This is a genomic window from Flavobacterium glaciei (assembly GCF_003350545.1).
Taxonomy (GTDB): Bacteria; Bacteroidota; Bacteroidia; order Flavobacteriales; family Flavobacteriaceae; genus Flavobacterium; species Flavobacterium glaciei.
This window is the reverse complement of sequence record NZ_QQBA01000004.1, coordinates 67,953-90,685: the sequence shown is the minus strand read 5'-3', so window position 1 is coordinate 90,685 and position 22,733 is coordinate 67,953. Positions and strand designations below refer to the sequence as shown.

18 protein-coding genes and 1 tRNA gene are annotated in these 22,733 nt (G+C 33.0%); 5 read left to right on the top strand and 14 right to left on the bottom strand.

Going from position 1 to position 22,733, the window contains the following annotated elements:
- Positions 1-26: 26 nt before the first annotated feature.
- From DFR66_RS05195 to DFR66_RS05165, 6 genes are all read right to left on the bottom strand, one after another.
- A complete protein-coding gene (locus DFR66_RS05195; protein WP_114753786.1) occupies positions 27-2,294 on the bottom strand; it encodes a helix-turn-helix domain-containing protein in 2,268 nt (755 codons plus the stop codon).
- Between the two features lie 365 nt (positions 2,295-2,659).
- A complete protein-coding gene (locus tag DFR66_RS05185; protein WP_114753784.1) occupies positions 2,660-3,226 on the bottom strand; it encodes an OmpH family outer membrane protein in 567 nt (188 codons plus the stop codon).
- 244 nt (positions 3,227-3,470) lie between these two features.
- A complete protein-coding gene (locus DFR66_RS05180) occupies positions 3,471-4,319 on the bottom strand; it encodes a class I SAM-dependent methyltransferase (RefSeq protein WP_114753783.1) in 849 nt (282 codons plus the stop codon).
- A gap of 178 nt (positions 4,320-4,497) precedes the next feature.
- A complete protein-coding gene (mnmG, locus tag DFR66_RS05175) occupies positions 4,498-6,369 on the bottom strand; it encodes a tRNA uridine-5-carboxymethylaminomethyl(34) synthesis enzyme MnmG (protein ID WP_114753782.1) in 1,872 nt (623 codons plus the stop codon).
- 142 nt (positions 6,370-6,511) lie between these two features.
- A complete protein-coding gene (gene ybeY / locus DFR66_RS05170; protein ID WP_114753781.1) occupies positions 6,512-6,931 on the bottom strand; it encodes an rRNA maturation RNase YbeY in 420 nt (139 codons plus the stop codon).
- Entirely contained in the window at positions 6,928-10,074 is a 3,147-nt protein-coding gene (locus tag DFR66_RS05165) for a hypothetical protein (RefSeq protein ID WP_244199328.1), read from the bottom strand. The genes ybeY and DFR66_RS05165 overlap by 4 nt, the downstream gene beginning before the upstream one ends.
- 398 nt (positions 10,075-10,472) lie before the next feature.
- Between DFR66_RS05165 and gltX the strand changes: the two genes are divergently transcribed.
- Entirely contained in the window at positions 10,473-11,978 is a 1,506-nt protein-coding gene (gene gltX, locus DFR66_RS05160) for a glutamate--tRNA ligase (protein ID WP_114753780.1), read from the top strand.
- 70 nt (positions 11,979-12,048) lie between these two features.
- On the opposite strand, the gene DFR66_RS05155 is transcribed toward gltX, so the two are convergent.
- The gene (locus DFR66_RS05155; RefSeq protein WP_114753779.1) at positions 12,049-12,690 is read right to left on the bottom strand and encodes an outer membrane beta-barrel protein; all 642 of its coding nucleotides are present in this window, start codon (positions 12,688-12,690) and stop codon (positions 12,049-12,051) included.
- 78 nt (positions 12,691-12,768) lie between these two features.
- Here DFR66_RS05155 and DFR66_RS05150 point away from each other — a divergent pair, with 78 nt between their 5' ends.
- Positions 12,769-13,749, top strand: a complete 981-nt coding sequence (locus DFR66_RS05150) for an SPFH domain-containing protein (RefSeq protein WP_114753778.1) — start codon at positions 12,769-12,771, stop codon at positions 13,747-13,749.
- A gap of 27 nt (positions 13,750-13,776) precedes the next feature.
- Here DFR66_RS05150 and DFR66_RS05145 read toward each other — a convergent pair whose 3' ends face one another.
- From DFR66_RS05145 to DFR66_RS05130, 4 genes are all read right to left on the bottom strand, one after another.
- Positions 13,777-14,031: a DUF6327 family protein gene (locus DFR66_RS05145; protein ID WP_114753777.1), complete on the bottom strand. Its 255-nt coding sequence runs from the start codon at positions 14,029-14,031 to the stop codon at positions 13,777-13,779.
- A 3-nt stretch (positions 14,032-14,034) separates the two neighbouring features.
- Complete coding sequence (locus DFR66_RS05140) at positions 14,035-14,385, bottom strand: phage holin family protein (protein ID WP_114753905.1); 351 nt, start codon at positions 14,383-14,385, stop codon at positions 14,035-14,037.
- 40 nt (positions 14,386-14,425) lie between these two features.
- The gene (locus DFR66_RS05135) at positions 14,426-14,755 is read right to left on the bottom strand and encodes a YtxH domain-containing protein (protein WP_114753776.1); all 330 of its coding nucleotides are present in this window, start codon (positions 14,753-14,755) and stop codon (positions 14,426-14,428) included.
- 303 nt (positions 14,756-15,058) lie between these two features.
- Entirely contained in the window at positions 15,059-17,161 is a 2,103-nt protein-coding gene (locus DFR66_RS05130) for a glutamine--tRNA ligase/YqeY domain fusion protein (protein ID WP_114753775.1), read from the bottom strand.
- A gap of 125 nt (positions 17,162-17,286) precedes the next feature.
- On the opposite strand from DFR66_RS05130, the gene folB reads away from it, so the two are divergent.
- Positions 17,287-17,646, top strand: a complete 360-nt coding sequence (folB, locus tag DFR66_RS05125; RefSeq protein WP_114753774.1) for a dihydroneopterin aldolase — start codon at positions 17,287-17,289, stop codon at positions 17,644-17,646.
- Positions 17,647-17,739: 93 nt separating this feature from the next.
- A tRNA-Cys gene (locus DFR66_RS13850) sits at positions 17,740-17,810 on the top strand.
- Between the two features lie 631 nt (positions 17,811-18,441).
- Here DFR66_RS13850 and DFR66_RS05120 read toward each other — a convergent pair.
- The 3 genes from DFR66_RS05120 to rnr are packed head-to-tail and all read right to left on the bottom strand — an operon-like array spanning position 18,442 to position 22,069.
- Positions 18,442-19,116, bottom strand: coding sequence for a LysE family translocator (locus tag DFR66_RS05120; protein ID WP_114753773.1), 675 nt, complete (start codon positions 19,114-19,116; stop codon positions 18,442-18,444).
- A gap of 41 nt (positions 19,117-19,157) precedes the next feature.
- Entirely contained in the window at positions 19,158-19,874 is a 717-nt protein-coding gene (locus DFR66_RS05115) for a head GIN domain-containing protein (protein WP_114753772.1), read from the bottom strand.
- 5 nt (positions 19,875-19,879) lie between these two features.
- Positions 19,880-22,069 carry a ribonuclease R gene (rnr, locus tag DFR66_RS05110; RefSeq protein WP_114753771.1) on the bottom strand — a complete coding sequence of 730 codons (2,190 nt, stop codon included), beginning with the start codon at positions 22,067-22,069 and terminating at the stop codon, positions 19,880-19,882.
- A gap of 119 nt (positions 22,070-22,188) precedes the next feature.
- On the opposite strand from rnr, the gene DFR66_RS05105 reads away from it, so the two are divergent.
- The gene (locus DFR66_RS05105; RefSeq protein ID WP_242008632.1) at positions 22,189-22,389 is read left to right on the top strand and encodes a hypothetical protein; all 201 of its coding nucleotides are present in this window, start codon (positions 22,189-22,191) and stop codon (positions 22,387-22,389) included.
- The last annotated feature ends 344 nt before the right edge of the window (positions 22,390-22,733 follow it).

Below are 22,733 nucleotides of genomic sequence, written 5' to 3'. Positions count from 1 at the left end.
TTTTTAGTTTTAGCACTTTCTGGTTTTTAATTCAAACTCGCTTTGTACATCCTCGCTTCTTCCCAAGAGAATTTATGACCGTGTTTTTCCATTAAAGTATTCAGCGATTCTTCTTTATATCCGGCAAAAGCAGTTGCCAACTCCTGCATTTTATCCTCAGGTAAAACTTCCGAAATAGATACTGCTTTGGTTTGTATCAGCTTTACAAAATGCGAGTAAATCGTTTGTTTGGTCAGCACCCTGATTGAAGCAATATCTTCAATTGATTTCTTTTCTACCCACAATTCGTAGGTTTCCTGAACTGTTGATTTTTTAGGTACTGCTGTTTTAGATTTCTTTGCAGTGTAACGCTCCACGTCCCTATCGTCCTCAATCAACGTAATATTTAATTCCTTGAACTGATTTTGTATGGCTTCCGTTTTTCGGATGATGTAATTTTTTATATCTGAAGATGTCAACTTCTCTTTCGAAATGGTTTCTCCTGCCACAACGGTTTCTATCAGTAATTTGGCCTTCATTAACCGCAAAACGGCCTTGGTTTGCAACTCTTCCAACACGATTAATTCATCATAAAACGCTTTTGCTTTTTTGGTGCGTTTTACTTCTTCAATTTTCCAAAGGATTTCAAAAACCAATTCATCCATTGGTTTTAGGAAATAACTGAAGGCGGCTTGAATGCGTTCCGAGACATGATTCAAATCGACAGTTTCCTGACCAAAAAGCTTGTTCAATTGTAATATAAATTTTTTGGATGGATTCAAAAGCTGTTCGATGACTTCGTTTTGCTTTTTGGCCCATAAGGCATGTTTTGATTTTCCTGAAACTTCCGAGTTTTCATTGTAACTGAATCGGTGATTGCGCCATTCCTGCGCCAAATCACTCCAGTCGAAGGTGTTTATCAAATAGTTATGGATGAAATTTTTAGTTTCAAAATGCAATGCATTCTCTAAAAACGAATCTGAAGCTTTGTTCAACGAATAATCCATAACATCCTGATCGTTAGAAATACCGTTCATACGCAGCGGAGAAAGCAAAATAAGCCCTTCTAACGAGCGCAAACGTGATAATGCGACATAGGCCTGTCCGGGAAGAAAAACTTGCGAAACATCAAGCGCAGCTTTGTCAAATGTCAATCCCTGGCTTTTATGAACTGTAATCGCCCAAGCTAATTTGATAGGATAGTGTACAAAAGTCCCTAAAACCTCTTCTTCAATTTCCTTAGTTGTTTCGTCTACTTTGTAGCGAATGTTTTGCCATTCGTACTTTTCGACTTCTATGGTTTTGTTTTCTTCGGGAAAATGAACCAGGATTTCCTGGCTAGAGAGCGATTTTATAACGCCCATTTTTCCGTTGAAATAATGCTTATCAAAGGACAAATCGTTTTTTACAAACATGATTTGCGCACCCACTTTCAATTGCAGTTGTTGTTCCACGGGAAATATCTTATCTGGAAAATCTCCTGTTATTTCTGGTTTATAAACTACTAACTTTCCCTCCAGATCTTCTAAAGCCTGAGCATTCATGGAATCGGCTTTGTTGTTATGAGTGGTTAATGTGATGTATCCTTTGTTTGCTTTTAAATCAAAATCGGGTTTAACGTATTGGTTTAACGTTTGAATATCTTCCTGTGAAATCTGATTGTTCCGCAAATTATTCAAAACCGAAATAAACGTATCATCCGTCTGACGAAAAATCTTAGACAATTCGATATATAAAGGCGGATGTTGCTGCACGACGTGCGAATGGAAAAAAAATTTTCCTTTGTAGTAGGTTTTCAGCGTGCGCCATTCTTCGTCCCGAATTACCGGTGGCAACTGCAATAAATCACCAATATATAAAACTTGAACGCCTCCAAAAGCTGTACTTTTTTTACGTACGGTTTGCATCATATAATCCATTGCGTCCAGTAAATCCGCACGAAGCATACTGACTTCATCGATAATCAATAATTCCATATTGCGAATCACTGATTTCTTCAAACCACTCATTTTGAAATGCCTGCGCAGGGTTGCTTTGGTTTCAAATTTAGTGCTTTCGGAAAATTGAGGCGATGAATTGTCGGGAATAAATCCTCCAAACGGCAATTGAAACATTGAGTGAATCGTAACTCCACCAGCATTTAGAGCGGCAATTCCCGTTGGTGCCACAACTACTGTATTCTTGTGGGTGGTCTGGATAATTTCCCGTAAAAGAGTGGTTTTTCCGGTTCCTGCTTTCCCAGTCAGGAAAACAGATCGATGCGTTTGATTGATGAATCGTAAGCTATAAGCGGCGGCTTCTGAAATGGTTTGCATTAGGCGTATATATATAAAGCTAAAGTATTGAAAATTAGGGATACTATTTTAATTTTTGTAAAACATTTTTGGAATATAATTCAAGTATTTTTCGGCCCCAATACAACGAAAATGCTCGAAATTTAGGAAGTATTTTTTTGTAACCGGAAAAGAGCAACCTACAGAAGATTCTTTTATGGGAAAGAAAAAAACTTATTAAATAAGAAATTACCTCACTATCCTTTTTTTTAATTAGTGTTCTCTGAACTCCGTTTGTAGCAAATAGCGGGACACGAGCGAAGCGAACTGACGAAGTAAATAACTTCAAAAAAAATGCCTTCATCTAAATTATAGACAAAGGCAATTTTTTGAATTAATAATAAAAATTATTTTTTAGCTCCAGCTTTTTCTTCTGTTTTAGCAGGCGCTTTGTATTTGTCGTTCAACCCTTTGATGATTTCTTTTGTGATATCAAATTTGTCTTCAGCATAAAGAATTGAAGCAGCATCACCTGTACCATAGATGTATGCATATCCTTTTTCTTTTCCGTAAGCTTTGATGAATTTTTTTACTCCACTTACTAAAGAGTCCATTTCTTTACCGCTTTCAACCTGCAATTCTTGAGTCAAAGCTTGTTGTGCATAACTTAATTGTTGTTCTCTTTTTTGTAATTCAGCGCCTTTTTGCTGTGCCCACGCTTGACCATTTGCTTGTGCTTGAGATTGAAAATTTGCTGCTTCTTGTTTGAATCTTGCAATTTCAGCATCTAGTTGTCTACCTTTTTCTTCTGCTTTTGATTTATATTTCGCTTCAAGGTCTTTTGCCTCTGTATATTCTTTCATTAATTCCGAAGTGTCAACATAAGCTGTTTTTACTTCCTTAACTGCTTCTGCTGGTTTGTTACAAGCAACAATTGAAATTGATAATGCGATAATTAATAATCCTTTTTTCATTTTGATGAATTTCTAGTTTTGAGTATTGGTGACAAAAATATAAAAAAATAGATAGCATTGACATAAAGTTTACAAAATGCTACTTTTTTTTGATATAAGATTTTATTATTGTGAATTATGAATGTATAATTTATGGCTATTAAAAACGAGTTGTATATCTTTTAAATAAACGAATTAATAAATAAATCCGACATTCACTCCCGACAATTTAAAAAAACGGGCTTAAATGCGCTTAAAATGATTTTTAGTTGTTTTTTAGGATGTAAATGTGTGAAGAATATTCAAAATTCTTCTTTGCCTCCCAATTTGATTGCAATCCAACAAAAAAGGCTTTTATATAATTCATTTTACCTGTTTTGTATTTTTCCGAAAGTAAGCTGACGTAAAAGGAATCAAATTTCATAGGAAGTACTTTTACCAATTTCATTTCTTCTTTTTCGAAAAGCATTTTTATTGCTGTTTTTGAGAAATGCCAAAAATGTATTGGCACATCATAAGCGGCCCAAAACTTTCCATAGTGTTTGGCGTCAAAAGATTTGAAATTTGGAACAGCAATAATTAAAGTTCCGTTTGGTTTTAATAATCGTTTCAATTCTTTGATTTGATTTTCTAAATTTGGAACGTGTTCCAAAACATGCCACATCGAAATCACATCAAAGGAATGATTGTCTAATTCACTTGTTTCCCCCACAAATGAAACGCCTTTCTTTTTTGCAATCGCTTTTGCTTTTTCACTTGGCTCTACTCCTATCGTGTGCCAACCGTTTTCTTTGGCAACAGATAAAAAATCTCCTGTTCCGGCACCAATGTCTAAAATGCTTCCTTTGTTTGATTGCAATGAATTGATTAAATTCAATTTGTTTTTAAGCGCTATGCTTTTTACAAAATGATATGCTTTTTCAAATAAAGACCTTTTGCTATCTGTGTGCGAAATATAATCAACACTTTCATAGTACTTTCCTAAATTTTCCAAACTGGGTTGTGGAGACGTAATCAGCATGTCCAATTGCTCATCATGATATAAATCGAAAATTTCCTGAGAAACAGAATAATCTTTAACGGTTAAAAAAGGCTGTTGTTTTGAAATGTCCATTTTTAGTTTTCAGTGGTCAGTTTTCAGTACTCAGTTTAATACGATTCCTGAAAATTATTTTAATAAATTATTTAATAGTTTCACGTGGAACAATTTTTACTATTCAGTGTTTATTGGCAGTATTAATTAAAGGACGCAGATCAAACTGACGACTGTATACTGATTACTGAACACTTTCTTATCGTCCCATGTAAATCAACAATACTGAAACATCACTTGGCGATACGCCACTGATTCTTGATGCTTGAGAAATGGTTACCGGACGAATCTTGCTTAATTTTTGTTTAGCCTCAATTGACATCGATTTAATTTTTTCATAATCAAAATTCTCCGGAATCTTTACATCTTCCAATCGAAGCAATTTATCAGCATTGTTTCTTTCTTTTTCGATATAACCAGAATACTTCACTTGAATTTCCGCTTGTTCCAAAATTTCTTGGTCCAAATCATTATCTGCAACATAAGCTGCAACCTTATCGAATTTCATGATGTCTTCCAAATCAATTTGCGGACGAGAAAACACTTTGAACATTTTATCCCCTTGTGTAATCAACGCCGTATCTTTTGATTCTAAAATTGGATTTGCTTCCGCAACCGAAACACTTGTTTCTTTGAAGAAAGCCACCATCTTTTCAGATTCTTTTAATTTGTGTTCCATTCTGCGCAAACGCGCTTCTGAAGCCAAACCAATTTCATGTGACATTGGCGTTAATCTAAAATCGGCATTATCCTGACGCAACAACGTTCTGTATTCTGCACGAGAAGTAAACATTCTGTATGGCTCTTCAGTTCCTTTGGTAATTAAATCATCAATCAAAACTCCAATGTAGGCTTCGTCTCTTTTTAAAATTAACGGTGCTTTTTCATGAACTTTTAAATGGGCATTTATTCCCGCCATCAATCCTTGAGAAGCCGCTTCCTCATAACCGGTAGTTCCATTTATTTGTCCAGCGAAATACAAACCTTCAATTAATTTTGTTTCTAAAGTATGTTTCAATTGTGTCGGCGGGAAATAATCATATTCGATTGCATAACCTGGACGAAAGAATTTAACTTTCTCAAATCCCGCAACAGAACTCAATGCTTTAAATTGAATATCCTCAGGAAGCGATGTAGAAAACCCATTTACATAGACCTCACAAGTATTCCATCCTTCTGGTTCCACAAATAATTGGTGTCTTTCTTTATCTGCAAAGCGATTAATTTTATCTTCAATCGAAGGACAATATCTTGGTCCTAGACTTTTTATTCTTCCGTTAAACATTGGAGAACGATCAAAACCTTCTCTCAAAATATTATGTACATCCAGAGAAGTGTACGTCATGTGACAAGATCTCTGATGAACCAACGGAGAAGTAACATCCGAATAGGAAAACTTATCCGGTTTAGCATCTCCTTTTTCTTCATTCATTTTAGAATAATCCAAAGAACGTCCATCGACTCTAGGAGGAGTTCCCGTTTTCATTCGACCCGATTCAAAACCTGCAGCAACTAAATCTTCGGTGATTCCATGTGCAGCACTCTCACCTGCTCTTCCTCCACCAAATTGTTTTTCGCCAATATGAATCAAACCATTCAGGAAAGTCCCATTGGTCAACACAACCGATTTAGAACGAATCTCAACACCAAGAGAAGTACGAACCCCTTTTATTTTTCCGTTTTCAATAACCAAACCTTTAACCATTTCTTGATAAAAGTCAAGATTTGGAGTTCCTTCCAGCATCATTCTCCACTCCTCAGCAAAACGCATACGGTCACTTTGTACACGCGGCGACCACATTGCAGGACCTTTGGATTTGTTCAACATCTTAAACTGGATTGCAGTCCTGTCCGAAACAATTCCTGAGTACCCTCCAAGCGCATCAATCTCACGCACAATTTGCCCTTTCGCAATTCCGCCCATCGCTGGGTTACATGACATCTGGGCAATATTCTGCAAACTCATTGTTACCAATAGTGTTTTTGAACCCAGATTTGCTGCAGCGGCAGCAGCCTCAGAACCGGCATGTCCTGCGCCAACAACGATTACATCATATTCATTTAGAAACATCTTCTTTTGTAGTTTAATCCTTGTTCAGGATTGTAATTTTGAAATCTATATTTTGTTCCACGTGAAACATTGTGAGCTTGTTTTTGAAACCAATACTAAATGTTCCACGTGAAACACTTTTGATTTGAAAAATTAAAAGACACTATTGTTCCACGTGAAACATAGCTATTTTTTCATCTTCTTTAGAACGCATTAAAAGCTCTTCGGCTTCACCTTTGTCCTTGTACCCGCAGTAATGTAAAATGCCATGGACCAATACGCGCTTTAGTTCTTCCTCAAAAGAAACATTAAAGTCAGTAGCGTTATCTTTTACTCTTTCGATAGAAACAAAAATGTCTCCGTGCAATTCATTACCCATAGAATAATCAAAGCTGATGATATCCGTTAACGTATCGTGATCGAGATACTCCACGTTAATTTTATGAAGATAATCATCATCGCAAAAAATATAATTTATCTCACCTTCTTTCTTGTTTTCCGAAGTAATAACATTTCCCAACCAAGCAGCTGTAGCTTCTTCGTTGTCTAAGATAAAGTCGGTTTCGTAATTAAAATTGATCATTTTTTATTAAAATATTCTTGAACCTTTTGATTAAAATTCGAGCGCAAAGGTAAGGATTGTCTATTTAATATTTCTATGCTATTTAAATAATCTAATAAAGCAGCTGGCAGCGCATTAGATTGATTATTAAACTCCTTTTTATTAGTTTCTGATTGGCGTTTATTTTCTTCACCTTGTTGCTGAATGGCAGAATTCAATTTCAACAACTCCTGCTTTACATTCAGTATCTTTTGAAGCGTTTCGTTCTTAAAACCTTTGTTTAACAATTGCTTTTCAATTTGCTTCATTTGTTCCAAAGCGCTTTGTCCATTGCCACCCAATCCTTGTTTATTCAATTCGTTTTGCAATGCTTCACGTAATTGTTTTTGCTCTTTATAAATTTCCATAATAGCTTGTGCATCGCCTTCACCACCCTCACCTTCTTGACCTGATTCACCCGTTTTTCCTTGTTTGCCGTTCTGACCTTTCGGACCGTCTCCGGGTTTCTCTCCTTTCTTGATTCCGTTTTTCATTTTCTCGCCAAGACCTTCTTGTTTTTTAATAATATCGGGCAATTGCATTCCTTGTCCTTGACCTGGTTTTGGTTTGCCAGAACCCATGCCAGACATTTGCATTTGCATATTATTAAGAATATCGCTGAGAAAATCTGCAAGTTTGTTAGCCGCTGATACTGTATATTGTTGGTGTGAAACTCCTTTTGGAACTTGTGCATCCGTTAAACTAGATAGAGATTTATCTACATTGTAAATTACATTACCAATTTCTTTAGTAATATCCTCCGCTATTTTAGGATTACGCAAAGACATTGCAAATAGACTATCGTCAACGTGCTTGAATTGTTGTTTTAAATCCTGTTGAATTTTAATGTTTTTATTAAATGCAGGAGAGCCAGATTTATGCTTTTTGAACATCATCATCAAGTCTTCTTGTGACAAAGAAAAAGCTAATAAATTATCTAGTATTTGTCGCAACATAGCAACATCTTCCTCCAACTGTTCCATTTTGCCACCTTCCATACTTTGTGCCATTTTTTTCGCCATCTCTTTCATTTTTTTAGCAGCATTTTTTTGATTTGGCTTTGCCTTTTCTTTCTTATTGTTTTTTAATTCTTCTGTGGCTTTTTTTAAATCTTCATCAATACTTTTTTCTTTCGCATCATCTTTAGGTAAATCCAAAGGTGATTTTAACTCCTTGTTTTCTTTATCCAAATCATTTAAATCTTCTTGGATTTTGTCAAACTCAGTATTGATATCTTCTTGCTTGTCTAGATTGTTTTCCTTTTCATCATTAGATAACTTATCTTGTTTCTCAGAAAGCTTGTCCAGTTTATCTCCTAATTGTTCGGCTTTCTTTTCTATATAAAATCTCTTAGTCAACTCTACTAATTGTTCTAAATTCTTAATTTGGTTCTTACTGTTTTGTTTGAATTTTTCTAATTTAGTCAACAACTCTTCATTTTGAATTTTATCATTCAGTTCTTTTAACTCATCTAAAAGCTTCTGGTTTTTTTCCAATTCCTTTTCGGCTTTGTCCATTCGTTTTTGAAGATCCTCTTTTAATTCATCCTTCTTATCGGTTTTGAATTGCTCTAAATTATCGTTCATTTTTTTAGTAAATTCTTTCATCATCTCATCCTGTTTCAATTGACGCTTGATGAAATCATTTATTTTTTGCTGATCTTTGAAATCCAGATTTTCTTTTTCTTTCCCGGTTTTTTGTAACTTCTCCATTTCAGAGATTTGCTTATCCTGATTTTTTAAAGACTTCTCTAAACTATTGATATTGTCATTTTGCTGCTGCAAAATTTGATCTTCTTTTTCTTCATCTGTAGCAACACGATTCGAGAAAACAGTAGACTTTGTACTTTTGAAATTATGGATGCCATCGTTATCAAAAACTTCAAAATAATAATCATAAGACACGCCTTGCTCTACAGGAAGATTACTTGGAAACGAAAACACGAATTGATCAAAAGCACTCTTCTTAATAGCAATTGTTCCACGTTTAGTACTTTGTGGCTTCTCTCTTTCGTAATACACAATCTGAAGTTTAGACAATCCATAATCATCGGAGATTTGACCTAAAACATAGTTCTTAGCCACCTTCAAGCTGTCAGGGGCATTGTTAACATTAATCGTAGGGAACTGATCTTTGACAATTGTGAGCTGATAATTGAGTTTTTCGTAGTTTTTTACCTTATCATTTGAAGTAAGAATTTGATAATCTGTGTTTTGAACTATATTTTTTGATAAAACAAAGATGTTTTCTGTTTTAGAAAAAATAGCTTTCGAGATTCCATCAATCCACTCCACGTTTTCTGTCGATTGGGTATTCATTTTCCAAGTCACACGTGTTCCTTCAGGAATAACAGCATTCCCTGTTCCTTTAATTACTTCAGGTTTTTTATTCAAATACGAAGGAAAGCTCAACTGCATTTCAAAATTAGCAATCGATGGAACAGTTATCACTTTCAATTCATAATCCGGAGAAGAAATAGCATTTCCCTCCACGTGGAACAAAATATTCTCAGAAGGTTTTGCTATCTTAAATTGAAACTCACCCGCTTTAGATGATTCCATAAAATAACTTTCGTCGTCAATAAAAATCATCGCATTCTCAGGTACTAAATTACCTTCAGTTTTTATGCGAAGGATAAAATCCTTTCCTTGTTCAGTTTGTAAATATGAATTAAGAACTACAAATTTAAATGGAGCCGGTGGCAAAAAAGCAGAATTGAAGTGCACTACTCGATTCAAACTTTGAGAAATAATATTACTGTTTCCAGATAAATAAAAGAAAGTAAATAATAAAATTGGAATTAAAGCCAAAGGAAAATATTTCCTGTTAACATTATAGTTTATGGCGTTCCCAAAAGGGATTGGTTGTAATGCATTAGCTTTTTGTTCAATCGATGCTGCTAATAGTTCCGATTTTATTTGATGCTCGTTTGGATTTGATAATTGTAAAAAGTTAGTCAGCTTGTCGCTCACTTCTGTAAAATGATTTCCGATAATTGCCGAAGCCTGATTGTAATCGATTCCTTTTTGAAGTTTGAATAATTTAAAAATGGGAAAGAAAATAAAACGAAACAACAAAAAGACTTCTACTCCAACGAAAGTCCAAAATAAAATGGTTCTTCCCATTGGCTTGAGCCAAAGAAAATATTCAACAAAAAGCGTAAATAGGAAGTATAACAATCCTAAACCAATAAAAAAAATAGTTCCACGTATTAATTCATTGGTATAAAACCTTCTGATGAAGGCTTCTAGTTTTTGATAAATAATTTGCTGATTTTCCAAAATGTGTGCTTTGATTATTATAACCAATAAAAGTAATAATTTATATGAAATGAACATCAGAAAAAAGCACTCTAAATACGGAACATAATATGAGAATTACACATGACAGATGAAAAACAATAAATAGCTACATGTGAAAAAAGAGATGTTAAAAATCATCAAACTAATTAAACTAACAATATCTCATTTTCAGATAATAACATGAGAAATCGAATTTGTATCTTCGCAAAAAAATTACAGCAATGTCTAAACAAGTTCGGGTGCGTTTTGCACCAAGTCCAACAGGACCTTTACATATTGGCGGAGTTCGTACCGCACTATTCAATTATTTATTTGCCAAAAAAAATAATGGTGTTTTCTTCCTGAGAATTGAAGATACGGACCAAAATCGTTTTGTTCCAGGTGCCGAGGAATATATCATGGAAGCACTGGAATGGTTAGGAATTGCGCCAGATGAGACTATTGGTAAAAATGAAAAATTTGGTCCATACCGTCAAAGCGAAAGAAAAGATTTGTACCAACAATATGCAGCTGAATTAATTAATTCCGGGAATGCGTATTATGCTTTTGATACACCCGAAGCTTTGGATGCTGCAAGAAAACTTGAAGAAGAACAAGGAAAGACTTTTATATACAATCATACCAACAGAGAAAAACTAGACACTTCACTAGTGATTTCTGCAGAAGAAACTACTAAAAGAATTGCTGCTGGCGAACATTATGTCATCCGTTTTAAAACTCCAATAAATGAAACCTTGCATTTGCATGACATCATTCGTGGTGATGTGAAATTTGAAACGAATCTTTTAGACGATAAAGTATTATTTAAAAGTGACGGAATGCCAACGTATCATTTAGCTAATATTGTGGATGATCATTTAATGGAAACGTCTCACGTAATTCGTGGTGAAGAATGGTTACCATCAATGCCATTGCACGTTTTATTGTACAGAGCATTTGGTTGGGATGCACCAGAATTTGCACATTTACCATTGATTATGAAACCTGTTGGTAACGGAAAATTATCCAAACGTGACGGTGACAAAATGGGATTTCCTGTCTTTCCATTGGATTGGAAAACCGCAGAAGGCATTTCATCTGGTTACAGAGAAAAAGGATTTTTCCCGGAAGCCGTAATCAACTTTTTAGCATTATTAGGTTGGAATGACGGAACCGATAAAGAATTATTCTCGCTGGAAGAATTAGTTGCAGCATTTGACTTGAACAGAGTTCATAAATCGGGAGCTAAATTTGATCCAGAAAAAAACAAATGGTTCAATCACCAGTATTTAATCAAACAGGAAGATGCAACTTTGGCGAAGGCCTATGCTCCTATTTTGGCTGAAAAAGGGTTTTCTATTGATGAAAGCGTCTTAACTAAAGTGGTTTCTTTAATTAAAGAACGTGCACATTTTGTTTCTGAATTTTGGGAAATGAGTGATTTCTTTTTTGTGGCTCCAACAGCGTATGATGAAAAAGCCAGCAAAAATTGGAAGGAAGAAACTCCCGCATTAATGCAAGAATTAATTTCTGTAGTAGAAGAAATTACCGATTTCACTTCGATGAATATTGAAACCATTGTGAAAGATTGGATGACAAAAAACGAAATTGGAATGGGAAAAGTAATGCAACCATTTCGTTTGAGTTTGGTAGGCGCGCTCAAAGGTCCTCACCTATTTGATATTGTTGAAGTAATTGGAAAAGACGAAACGATTAATAGAATTCAAAAAGCAATAGCTACTCTTTAAAAATAATAAAGCTTCTAACCTTTATAAGGCTAGAAGCTTTTTACTTTATAAACTTCAAAGGTTATAAATTTTACAAATAAATGATCAAATTCCCGTTTAGTATTCCGGGATTTCCTTTAAAATTGACTCCTAAATTTTTGTTATTTAGGTTTTCAAGCATGTTATTGACTCCATATTGATAGGAAACATTAGCTCTGAAATGACGAACACCAAACGTGATTCCAAGCGTAGGATAGAAGTTAAAATTAGAAATCTCCCTAATATCTTTGGCTAGCAAAGTTGTACCAGAAATGACATTGTTTTCATCAGAGTTATCTATATTTAATTTTCCATTGACTTGAACAATTGGGCCAAACTCAATACTCAAATGATTTTCAACAAGTTTATAGCTTACTTGTAAAGATACTTGAGCTGACGCCAATTTATAATTAACATTTTCCTGTGCCAAAGTCAAACTGTTTGTTGCAACAGTAAAGTTGTTTTCACTAAACTGAATTACATAAACCATATCCCAATTATTATAGAAATTTCCCCGCATAGAAAGTCCCGCATTCCAACCCAAATCAGGTTTCGTCATGAAATTTTCAGTGTTTAAGGTAAATTGATTGACACCAAAACTAATCCCTATCCTATTTGAATCCCTATATTTATATTGACAAAAAGCTGTTAAGGAAATGAAAACAAAAAATAAAGTAAATAATATCTTTCTCATATAATTGGTATTTACAAAGACAAACCTAAAGTTTTTTTGTAAATTGTGAGATAATTTTTAACTAAAAACAAAAATATTATGAACATTGCATTAATTATCCTACTGGTCTTTGGATTCTTCATTTTACTTTCTTCATTTTTTACAGTCAAGCAGCAAACAGCTGTTGTTGTAGAGCGATTTGGAAAATTTTTAAGTATCAGACAATCCGGTTTGCATTTAAAAATTCCTATGATAGATAGAATTGCAGGACGTGTGAATCTAAAAATTCAACAACTAGATGTTATCATTGAAACAAAAACCAAAGACAACGTTTTTGTGAAACTTAAAGTTTCAGTTCAATTTATGGTTATCAAAGAGACCGTATATGATGCTTTTTATAAACTGGAATATCCACACGATCAAATTACTTCTTATGTGTTTGATGTCGTTCGTGCTGAAGTTCCAAAACTAAAACTGGATGATGTTTTTGAAAGAAAAGATGATATCGCCATTGCTGTAAAAAGGGAATTAAATGAAGCCATGACTACTTATGGTTATACAATTATCAACACATTGGTAACAGATATAGATCCAGATATTCAAGTAAAAAATGCAATGAACAGAATAAATGCTGCTGATAGAGAAAAAACAGTAGCTGAATTTGAAGCTGAAGCATCCAGAATTAGAATTGTAGCCAAAGCGGAAGCGGAAGCTGAAAGCAAGCGTTTACAAGGACAAGGTATTGCAAACCAAAGAAGAGAAATTGCAAAAGGTTTAGTAGAAAGTGTAGATGTTTTGAACAGAGTTGGAATCAATTCTCAGGAAGCCTCAGCATTGATTGTAGTGACACAACATTATGATACGCTGCAAGCTATTGGTGCTGATGCAAATTCAAATTTGATTTTATTACCTAATTCTCCTCAAGCCGGAAGTGACATGCTTAATAATATGATTGCTTCATTTAGCGCTTCAAATCAAGTGGGTGAATTGATGAAAAGGCGAGGTGAAAAAGGAACTCCAAGAAGAGAAAAAAATATAGAAATTTCTGAAATACCGGAAGCTCCAGAAACAGAAGAATAAATTGCTAGATTAGATAAAAAAAGAGGCTTAATTGCCTCTTTTTATTTTTTTAATCCATTTGATTACGTACGGTAATGCAATGTTTAAAATTGTTCCATAAGACCCTGAAAAGGCCGATAAAGAAGATCCAACTACTCCACTCACAAGATTCATAGGCGTTATACTTTCTTTAGTTTTTTGAAAACCATAAGCTAGTTTTTGATAACTAATTTCCTTTTCAATCTTTAAAATCTCAAGTTCCCTTTCAATTTGGGCATATGAAGAATATTTTTTGGTTTCCATAAATTATTCGTTAAAAAAGATTTCTGAAAATTTCTCTAAAATTGGTCCTTCTACAATTTTATTTTTTATTAAAAATAAAACTCCAGTTATTACAAGATAAACTCCACCAACGATTAAAAATCCCAAAGCATAACTATCTATAATTTTGCCTATTGCAAACGCAGCGGCCACAGAACAAAACAATAAAACCATACTGAAACACAATAAAATTAATGAAAATTTTATGATCATCGTTATTGATTTCATTGCAACCTTGAAACCCCACAATTTATAATAAGCGGCAGTACTTTGTAAATAAGCTTTGGCTTGTTCTTGAATGTTTTCTGTATTTTCTTTTAATTCTTCAAAAGCCATGGATTTGTTTTTAGGATTTGATACAATAGGTAAATCAAAATTATTTTTGAAGTTTAGCATTCTGCCTCTTCAGCTCTGCTAATTTTTCTTCTAAGAATGAAATTACATCTTCGGTCTTGTGACTCATATTTGAAACCAGTTCTTCATAAGTTTCTTCTAAGTCAAATTTTGCAATTGTCAATTTATCCTTCAATTCTAATGATGCGTTGTCAAATTTATTTTTTAAATCATTTTTAGCATCATCATAACCATCTTTAATTTTTCCTCTTGTTTTAGAACCTTTATCCGGAGCAAATAAAATTCCTATTCCAGCTCCGATAGCTGCTCCTGTTAAAAGAGCCAATAATGTATTTCCTGTATTATTCGACATGATTCTTAATTTTAATAGTTTGTTTTATAAAGATACGGATTTATTAACAACTACCCGTTAACAACTCGTTAAAGTGTACTTTGATAAGGTAAAAAGCAAATAAAAGCGTGCTGTTTGACGTTTATTTAAATTTCATATATATTCTTATTTGTATCAAAAAATCGCTTTAAAATCAATTTATGGGTGTCGTTTTCGATTGGAAAAAGATATTAAAAATAGTATTTTTATAAGAAATTACAATAATAAGAAAAGCTCTCTAAAAAGAGAGCTTTTGATTGATAATATCTATTTATGAAATATATCTCAAATTTTAAGATTATTTAATAACTGTAACACTTTTTCGTTTTTCTCGTTCGTTTTTAATTCTGAAAGTTGTTTTTCAAAAAGGGTAAAATTATTCAAATCATTTTGCAAATTTTCAATTGCCAAAATTCGAACGGCAGGCAATTGACTCTTTAATGACATCGTATATAATTTTGTCAAAGCTTCTTCTTCAATATCTTTTACTTGTACCTTATCAGAATGATGCAAAATCAAATTTGAAAACAATAACGAGTTATTATCATTCTTAATATTTTTGACAATAGTCTGAATAATTAAACTGTAATTATCGATACTTTTGATGTTATCAACAATGCTGTTTAGAATCAAATTGGCGTTGTTTTCGTCCTTTTCTTTTACATATTTATTGATTTCTTTTTGAGTATTCATCAATAAATTTTCTTCTTTTTTGCCTTTTTCTTCCCAAGCATCTTTCAATCCTACGGTTTTATTAAAGACAATTTTACCTTCGGTTGTGTCTTTATCCACATTGAAATAACCCAAACGTTGAAACTGAAATTTCTCTCCAGATTGAACTGTAGCTAAACTTGGTTCTACAAATCCTTTTACAATTTGTAATGAACTAGGATTCATAAATTCTAAGAAATTTTTCTCTTTATGACTGTCTGGTGCTTCATCAATAAACAAACGATCGTACAAACGAACTTCAGCTTCCAGAGCATGTTGTATCGAAACCCAATGTAAGGTTCCAGCAACTTTTCGTTGACTGGCTTCACTCCCACTTCCGCTTCTGCTGTCCTCATCATAAGTTACATGAATCTCAGTAATAGTTCCTGCAGCATCTTTTATAACACTTTCTCCTTTAATAATATACGCATTTTTAAGACGCACTTCTCTGCCTAAACTCAATCGGAAAAATTTAGCCGGAGCATCCTCAAGAAAGTCTTCTCTTTCAATAAATAATTCTTTTGAAAAAGGTACTTTTCTAAATCCTGCACTTTCGTCTTCCTGATTATTTTCAGCTTCTAACCATTCTTCTTTATCTTCTGGATAATTCGTAATTACTAATTTTATTGGATCTAAAACCGCCATAACTCTTGGAGCCGTTTTATTCAAATCTTCGCGCAAGCAAAATTCCAAAAGTGAAAAATCAATTATATTTTCTCTTTTGGCAACTCCAATAATATCACAAAATTTACGAATAGAATTCGCTGTATACCCTCTTCTTCTAAGTCCTGAAATAGTTGGCATTCTTGGATCATCCCACCCATTTACAATATTTTCTTGCACTAATTGCAATAGTTTTCGCTTGCTCATTACGGTGTAATTCAAGTTCAAACGGGCAAATTCATATTGATGCGGTTTTACTTTTGAGTCATCATATATTTGGTCTAAAAACCAGTTGTATAATTCTCTGTGCATTACAAATTCTAACGTACAAATAGAATGCGAAATTTGCTCGATATAATCACTTTCTCCATGTGCAAAATCATACATGGGATAAATTTTCCAATCGTTTCCTGTTCTGTGATGATGACGGTGTAAAACACGATACATCAATGGATCACGCATTAACATATTAGTAGAAGCCATATCAATTTTAGCACGCAAAACATGGCTACCTTCCTCAAAATCTCCATTTTTCATTCCTTCGAACAAAGCAAGATTTTCTTCAATAGAACGGTTTCTGTAAGGACCATCAACTCCAGGTTGCGTAGGTGTACCTTTTTGTGCAGCCATGTCTTCTGAAGATTGACTGTCAATATAGGCTTTACCGTTTTTGATCATTTTTACAGCCCATTCATACAATTGTTGGAAGTAATCAGATGCATAACGTTCTTCGGCCCAATTAAAGCCTAACCATTGTAAATCTTCTTTTATGGCATCTACATATTCCTGCTCTTCTTTAGCAGGATTTGTATCGTCAAAACGCAAATTAACTGGTGCATTGTACTTTAAACCCAGTCCAAAATTTAAGCAAATCGATTTGGCATGACCAATATGCAAATATCCGTTAGGTTCTGGTGGAAAACGAAAACGTAATTTATCTTGAGGAAAACCGTTTGATAAACTGTCTTCAATGATTTGTTCTATAAAATGGAGTGATTTTTCTTCAGTTGACATTTTTTTGTTTTATTTTAGCAAAGGTAAAAAAGTTTAAGGTTTAATGTTAACTGTTTCCATAGAAACCTATGAAATGTTAGTAATTCCAATTTAAATTTTACACTTAAAACAAAAAAAATATAATAATGGGAATTATAAAACTTAAAAATATCAGAACCTACTCCTACCACGGTTGCTTGATCGAAGAAGGAAAAATAGGTTCTGACTATATTGTAAATTTAGAAGTGAAAACTGATTTGAGAAAATCAAGTATCAGTGATAATTTGAAAGATACTGTTGATTACGTGCTCTTGAATCGTATTGTTGTAGAAGAAATGGCCATTCGTTCAGACCTATTAGAACATGTGGCACACCGAATCATAACACGAATATTTGAAGAAATTCCTGAAGTATCAAGAATTATTGTGGGAGTTTCTAAACTGAACCCCCCTATTGGCGGTGATGTTGAAGCAGTTACTATCGAAATGGAAGAATATAGAAGTTAATTACAAATTACAAATTATGAATTTTTAAAACTTTGTAGTTATTAGCTTTCGATTTTTAACTTTTTTACTATATTTGCACACCATTAAATAAATGGCGTCGTGGCCGAGCGGCTAGGCTGGGCTCTGCAAAAGCTCCTACTCCGGTTCGAATCCGGACGATGCCTCTAAAACCTTCAAAGTAATTTGGAGGTTTTTTTATGTCTAATTTTTAGGAAAAATTAAATAAAGTTATGGTTCGAATCCGTCCCTAAGCTTTGGGATATGCCTCTAAAACCTTCAAAGTAATTTGGAGGTTTTTTTATGTCTAATTTTTAGGAAAAATTAAATAAAGTTATGGTTCGAATCCATTCCAAAGCTTTGTGAAATGCCTCTAAAACCTTCAAAGCAATTTGGAGGTTTTTTTATGTCTTATTTTAATAAATAATTAAAAGTTTCTAATTTAAACCATTAAGAAATTAAGAAAAATTAAGTGTAAAGTCTTAATGACACTTAATTTCTTAATGGTTTTAAATAATACTTGAATAACTTATAATGTTAAATAAAATGCCTTGAGTCAAAACCATTTTTCTTTATTCCGGGAACCAAATTTGTTTGATTAAAAAAATTAAGAAATTAAGAAAAATTAAGTGTAAAGTCTTAATGAAACTTAATTTCTTAATGTTTTAGAAATAAATTCGGTTGATAATTTAATAACTAAAAACTTAAATGACTTATATGTTTAAAATAAAAAAAGCCCTGATTCTAAATTAATTAGATTCAAGGACTTTCCTATTTTATAAAAATTAAAAACTAGATTTATTCTATCTTTTCAAATGCTTTTTTAACCATTTCTTTTTCTTCTGGAAACCAACCTTGAGTGATTAAAACCATCCCAAAAACCATCATTACAATGCTGATACCTTTTTTAATTTTTAGGATATTTACTGGTGTTAGTTTTGTTTTTAATTGCTTTGCTAATAGAATTTTGATACAATCTACAACTAAATAAGTACCAATAACAGCAATAAAAAAAGTAATCATTCTAGGTGTTTGCATTTCTAGTTTTGGTCCAACAGAAATAATGATTGCCAACCAAAAACCAAGTACTCCAATATTGATAATATTCAACAAAAAGCCTTTTATAAATAGACTTATATAGTTCTTTTTGATAATTTCTCTATCGATAATATCCGTATTGATTTTCTGTTCTTTTTTTAACTGTATGAAGGAAATTATACCATAAGCTAACATCAATACTCCACCAAAAATGAAAAGAGCGGGCTGATCTTTTAAACTTTGAATCAACCGATAACTACCTAAATAAGCAATTCCTATGAAAACAATATCCCCTAAAATCACTCCTAAATCAAATACTAAAGCGGCTCTAAATCCTTTTATAATACTTGTTTCCAGTAAAATAAAAAAAACAGGACCAATCATAAAACTCAAGAAGATTCCCCACGGAATACCAGCTATAATATCGTTTATCATTAAAAATTTAAATTTATTACTCTAAAATCTAAACCAAAGTACTAATTTTTTTCTAAAATAGTACCGCCAATGAATACTTCCTTGTTAATCTGTTTTGGTTTTCCGTAGATAAAAATAGAGCCTCCAGCACGAACTTTTGCATCAACTAATGTAGATGCATGGATTTCTGATTTTCCGCCAGCAGCAACGTTAATTTTGGTTTGTGCAGTCTCTAAATCCTTTGCATTTAGGATTCCTCCAGAGGTAATTTGTACATCTTGATTTTCGACTTTCCCTGATAAAGTTATTATACCACCAGCATTCGCTATTATATTTACTTTATCAACATTTAGCTCCAAGTTTATTTCTCCACCTGACTTTGCATTCAAATTTAAGCTTGTTTGCTTAAAATCTTCATCGCTTGAAACATAACTTCCCTCGCTCACAGCAATGCTTTCCAGGTTTTTAAAATATAATTTAACTATAATATCTTCACCTGATAATAATTGTGGAAAAGGCATTCTGATTTTTAACTCTCCGTTTTTGTTTACTGTTTCCACTTCATCAGCGCGTGCTCCAGTTACGACAATCTTGTTTTCTGATGATTCAATTAGTTTGACATTGATTTTATCAAAAACTTTAACTTCATCAAAATCACCTAAGTTTCTGGTTACTTGAGCATTTGCAATTTGACTTAAAAATACTAAAGCAATAATCATTAATTTTTTGCTAATATTTCTACTATTTCTTATTTGGTAATCATGAATCTTTGATTTCATTTTTTTTATTTTAACGGTTCTTCAATTCTTCTTATAAAATTAAAATCCAGTTGTTTTTTAACTAAATCGGCATTTTTTACTTTAACGTAAATTTCGTCTCCTAATTGTAATAATTTACCAGAAGTTGCGCCAGTTAGTGCATATTGTTTTTCGTCAAAAGTGTAGTAATCGTCTTTTATATCTCTGATTCTACACATTCCTTCGCATTTATTTTCGATGATTTCAACATAGATTCCCCATTCTGTAACCCCGGAAATTACGCCTAAAAACTCTTGATCCTGATGATCCTGCATGTATTTTACCTGCATGTATTTGATAGAATCACGTTCCGCATTAGTTGCTAAACCTTCCATTGTGGAGGAGTGCAAACATTTAGTTTCATACGTTTCTTCATCAACAGATTTTCCTCCATCTAGATAATGCTGTAATAATCGATGAACCATTACATCAGGATAACGACGAATTGGTGAGGTAAAATGCGAGTAATATTCAAAAGCTAACCCATAATGTCCTATGTTATCCGTAGAATATTTAGCTTTACTCATACTTCTAATCGCAAGCGTATCAATTAGATTTTGTTCTTTTTTACCATTTACATCTTCCATTAACTTGTTCAAAGCTTGTGAAATAGAACCTTGTTTAAAATCTATTTTATGTCCAAACTTGGCAATAACAGCTTGCATAGCAAAAAGCTTATCTTCATTTGGCTCATCGTGAATTCTGTAAATGAAGGTTTTCTTTTGTTTTCCAATGTATTCCGCAACTTTTTTATTGGCTAAAAGCATAAATTCTTCAATCAAATGATTGGCATCTTTTGAAACTTTAAAATAAACGCCTTGAGGTTCTCCAGCTTCATCTAAATTGAATTTTACTTCAACTTTATCAAAAGAAATCGCTCCTTCAGCCATTCTTCTTTTTCTGAAAATTTTAGCTAATTCATCCATTTTTAGCGTCGCAGCAACAATTTCTTGGGAAACTTGATACGAACTTCCTGTAATCGAAATTGCTGATGGAATCACATCGTCTTTAGTTTCTATGATGTACTGCGCTTCTTCGTAAGCAAAACGCTGATCAGAATATATAACTGTTCTTCCAAACCATTGATTCACCACTTGAGATGTTTCAGTGATTTCGAATATAGCAGAAAACGTATATTTCTCTTCATTTGGACGTAACGAACACGCAAAATTAGATAATACTTCGGGTAACATTGGCACTACTCTATCCACTAAATAAACAGATGTTGCTCTTTGATACGCTTCATCATCCAGGATTGTTCCTTCTTGAAGATAATACGAAACATCGGCAATGTGAATACCTATTTCGTAATTACCATTTTCTAGTTTCTTGAATGAAAGTGCATCATCAAAATCCTTCGCATCTTTTGGATCTATTGTAAAAGTCAACGTATCACGCATATCGCGACGTTTCGCAATTTCACTTTCTTCTATCGAAGTATCAATTTTTTGGGCAAACGTTTCCACTTCAATAGGAAATTCTGAAGGTAATCCGTATTCGGCAAGAATTGCATGGATTTCTGTATCGTGCTCTCCAGGTTTCCCCAAAACTTTTATAACAGAACCAAAAGGACTATCAGCTCTGGCTGGCCAATCTTCGATATGAACTAAAACCACATCGCCTTGCTCCGCCTCGCCTATTTTATCCTTTGGAATAAAAATATCAGTATACATTTTTGGGTTTGCAGTAGAAACAAAAGCAAAATTAGCTTGAATATCAATAACACCAACAAAATCAGTTTTGTGTCTTTCAATCACTTCAATCACTTCACCTTCAGGTCTTTTTCCCTTCCTACGATTGTAAACATAGACTTTGACAATATCTTTGTCTAAAGCGTGATTCAAATTATTAGTAGGAATAAAGACATCCTCTTCCATATCAGGACAAACAAAATAAGCTGTTTTACGTCCTGTCATGTCAATCTTACCTTCGTAATAGTCTTTACTTTCAGCTTTAACTAAATATTTACCCGGTTCTGATTCTATAATTTTATTTTGCGAAGCTAAAATCTTCAAATCTTTGATAATTTGATTTCTGCTTTCGGTATCGTCGAGCTCCAGCTTTGCTCCTATTTGTTTGTAGTTGAATGCTTTATTAGCACTTTGCGATAATATTTTTATAATTTTTTCAGAGAAATCTTTCCCTTTTTTTATCGGCTTTCTTAATCTTTTACTCATAAATCTGTTCTTAAAAGTATAAAAATACAAAATCATAAACTGTTATCGGTATAGAGTGCACAGTTTTAAAGAAAATATAACTTTATAGAATAGTTGTATCTTTATAAAAAGTATCAAAAATGGAAGAATTTCAAACCATTGCAATTTTCAATTATTCACATGAAATTGTAGTTATAAAGCATTTGCTGGAGCAAGAAGAGATTAACTATTTTTTGAAAACGAAACGTTGGTTTCAATCGATCCTTTTGGCAGTTTCGCATACGGTGGAATCAAACTCAAAATTCATCACAACGATTTTGAAAAAGTTCAAGAACTGTTAGACAACTTAAACAACAATTTAAAAATAGTTTGAGACTGAAATCAATCTAAAATCAATTTTTTTGAATTTGAATTTTTTCAAAGTTGTCAACATATATTTAAATAAACAAAAAGAAAATTTAAATTTAAAATCTTTCTTGGTTGTTATTATAGCTTGTTAATAGTAGCAATAAATTTATTTTAAAATGCATTGAAATCAAGTTTTAGGATGTTATTGGGAGTTATTAACATACTTATTTTAGGATAAAGTATTAGTTTTAAAGTATTTTTAGATTTTAATTAACAATGGTTGATAACAGAAAAACTATTGGTTTTGTAAATAACTCGCACCATCATTTTTTGTTGA

Coding starts and splice junctions, on each gene's coding strand:
- DFR66_RS05195 (WP_114753786.1), bottom strand. CDS start 2,294: ATGCAAACCATTTCAGAAGCCGCCGCTTATAGCTTACGATTCATCAAT.
- DFR66_RS05185 (WP_114753784.1), bottom strand. CDS start 3,226: ATGAAAAAAGGATTATTAATTATCGCATTATCAATTTCAATTGTTGCT.
- DFR66_RS05180 (WP_114753783.1), bottom strand. CDS start 4,319: ATGGACATTTCAAAACAACAGCCTTTTTTAACCGTTAAAGATTATTCT.
- mnmG (WP_114753782.1), bottom strand. CDS start 6,369: ATGTTTCTAAATGAATATGATGTAATCGTTGTTGGCGCAGGACATGCC.
- ybeY (WP_114753781.1), bottom strand. CDS start 6,931: ATGATCAATTTTAATTACGAAACCGACTTTATCTTAGACAACGAAGAA.
- DFR66_RS05165 (WP_244199328.1), bottom strand. CDS start 10,074: ATGGGAAGAACCATTTTATTTTGGACTTTCGTTGGAGTAGAAGTCTTT.
- gltX (WP_114753780.1), top strand. CDS start 10,473: ATGTCTAAACAAGTTCGGGTGCGTTTTGCACCAAGTCCAACAGGACCT.
- DFR66_RS05155 (WP_114753779.1), bottom strand. CDS start 12,690: ATGAGAAAGATATTATTTACTTTATTTTTTGTTTTCATTTCCTTAACA.
- DFR66_RS05150 (WP_114753778.1), top strand. CDS start 12,769: ATGAACATTGCATTAATTATCCTACTGGTCTTTGGATTCTTCATTTTA.
- DFR66_RS05145 (WP_114753777.1), bottom strand. CDS start 14,031: ATGGAAACCAAAAAATATTCTTCATATGCCCAAATTGAAAGGGAACTT.
- DFR66_RS05140 (WP_114753905.1), bottom strand. CDS start 14,385: ATGGCTTTTGAAGAATTAAAAGAAAATACAGAAAACATTCAAGAACAA.
- DFR66_RS05135 (WP_114753776.1), bottom strand. CDS start 14,755: ATGTCGAATAATACAGGAAATACATTATTGGCTCTTTTAACAGGAGCA.
- DFR66_RS05130 (WP_114753775.1), bottom strand. CDS start 17,161: ATGTCAACTGAAGAAAAATCACTCCATTTTATAGAACAAATCATTGAA.
- folB (WP_114753774.1), top strand. CDS start 17,287: ATGGGAATTATAAAACTTAAAAATATCAGAACCTACTCCTACCACGGT.
- DFR66_RS05120 (WP_114753773.1), bottom strand. CDS start 19,116: ATGATAAACGATATTATAGCTGGTATTCCGTGGGGAATCTTCTTGAGT.
- DFR66_RS05115 (WP_114753772.1), bottom strand. CDS start 19,874: ATGAAATCAAAGATTCATGATTACCAAATAAGAAATAGTAGAAATATT.
- rnr (WP_114753771.1), bottom strand. CDS start 22,069: ATGAGTAAAAGATTAAGAAAGCCGATAAAAAAAGGGAAAGATTTCTCT.
- DFR66_RS05105 (WP_242008632.1), top strand. CDS start 22,189: ATGGAAGAATTTCAAACCATTGCAATTTTCAATTATTCACATGAAATT.